Below are 1,934 nucleotides of genomic sequence, written 5' to 3'. Positions count from 1 at the left end.
AGATCCTCGGGCCCGTTGACCTCCGAAAGGAATTGTGCGACAAGGCCGTCCGGTCCCGGCTTGCGGGGATCGCCGTCGTAGAGGCCGTCCACATCCGAGAGCAGCACGAGCGCGTCGGCACCGGCGAGGTGTGCCACCAGCGCCGCGAGCCGATCGTTGTCGCCGAACCGGATCTCGTTGGTGGCCACCGTGTCGTTCTCGTTGACGACGCCGACCGCCCCCAAGGAGCGCAGCCGGTCCAGCGTGCGTTGCGCGTTGGCATGGTGGGCGCGGTTGGAGATGTCGTCGGCGGTCAGGAGCACTTGTCCGACGGTCCGCCCGTATCGGGCGAAGCTGGTACCCCACGCGTGCGCGAGCGCGAGTTGTCCGACGCTCGCCGCAGCCTGTTTGGTCGCCAGGTCGGTGGGACGCTTCTTGAGCCCCAACGGGGCGATGCCCGCACCGATCGCTCCCGACGACACCACGATCACGTCCGACCCGGCCCGCATACGCGCCTCGAGTGCGTCGGTGAGCCGGTCGAGTCGATCCATGTCGAGACCGGTACCGAGGTCGGTCAGCGCCGACGATCCGATTTTGACGACGATGCTGCGCGCGTGGGCGATCCGTTCACGCACGTCGCTCATTACTCGTCGGCCTCCGTGTCGTCGGCCAAACCGCGCCGCACGCGTCGTGCCTGCTTGCGTTCGGCCGCACCCATCCGTTCGGATCGGTCGAGCCGAATGTCGGTGCCGCGCCCGGTGATCGGGACATCGTCGCCCATCGGGGTGGTCGGCTCCCAGTCGAAGGTCATGTCGCCGATGGTGACCGGCGCGCCGGGCCGCGCACCGAGGCGCATCAGCTCGTCCTCCACCCCGAGGCGATTGAGGCGATCGGCGAGGTAGCCGACGGCCTCGTCGTTGTCGAACTGTGTCTGCGCGATCCAACGTTCCGGGCGGGCACCGGTGACGACGAATCCACCGTCGATCGCCGGGTCCGGCGTCACCGCGAACTGTGCCTCGTCGATCGCCTTGGGGCGGATCACCGTTCGGCGGGCGGCGGGCTTCGGATGGGCTTCGCGATACTGCGCCACCATGCGCGCGAGCGCGTTGGTCAACTCACGTAGCCCCTGGTGGGTGACCGCGGAAATTCGGTATACCGGCCAACCGCGCTGTGCCAGTTCGGGTTCGACGAGATCGGCGAGCTCTGCGGCATCGGGGACGTCGATTTTGTTCAGGATGACCACCCGCGGCCGCTCGGCGAGGTCTCCGAGCCCGTGGTCGGTGTCGAGGGCCGGCTGGTAGGCGGCGAGTTCGGCTTCGAGGGCGTCGATGTCGGACACCGGGTCACGCCCGGGTTCGAGGGTGGCGCAGTCGACCACATGCGCGAGGACCGCACACCGCTCGAGATGACGCAAGAAGTCCAGACCCAGGCCGCGTCCGGTGGAGGCGCCGGGGATCAGACCGGGGACGTCGGCGATGGTGAACACGTCACCGGCGGCCTGCACCACACCCAGATTGGGCTGCAGCGTGGTGAACGGGTAGTCGGCGATCTTCGGTTTGGCGGCCGAGAGTACCGACACCAGTGACGATTTGCCCGCGGACGGGAACCCGACCAGCCCGACGTCGGCGACCGACTTGAGCTCCAATACCAGGTCGCGGTGTTGCCCCTCCTCGCCGAGCAGCGCGAACCCCGGCGCCTTGCGCGCCCGGGATGCCAACGCGGCGTTACCGAGTCCGCCCCGACCGCCCTGGGCGGCGTCGAAGGTGGTGCCCGCACCGACGAGATCGGCCAGGATCGTGCCCGCCGCATCGAGGACGACGGTGCCGTCGGGAACGGCGAGCACGAGGTCCTCACCGTTCGCGCCGTCGCGGTTGTCACCCATTCCCGGTTTCCCGTTGCCGGCCTTGGCATGCGGACGGAAATGGAAATCCAGCAGGGTGTGGACCTGGGGATCG

General features: G+C 68.8%; 2 protein-coding genes. Both read right to left on the bottom strand.

Annotated features, from left to right (window positions below; all coding sequences use genetic code 11):
- Positions 1-623: glutamate 5-kinase (gene proB / locus B1964_RS08070; RefSeq protein ID WP_079929448.1), on the bottom strand; the 623-nt coding region annotated here is incomplete at its 3' end.
- Positions 623-1,934 (bottom strand): GTPase ObgE (gene obgE, locus B1964_RS08065; protein ID WP_079929447.1); only part of this gene is annotated, 1,312 nt, incomplete at its 5' end. The genes proB and obgE, both read right to left, overlap by 1 nt.

This window comes from Gordonia sp. i37, from assembly GCF_002043085.1.
In the GTDB taxonomy this organism is placed as follows: Bacteria; Actinomycetota; Actinomycetes; order Mycobacteriales; family Mycobacteriaceae; genus Gordonia; species Gordonia polyisoprenivorans.
The sequence above is the reverse complement of the archived record's forward strand: the minus strand, read 5'-3'. Positions and strand labels throughout refer to the sequence as shown.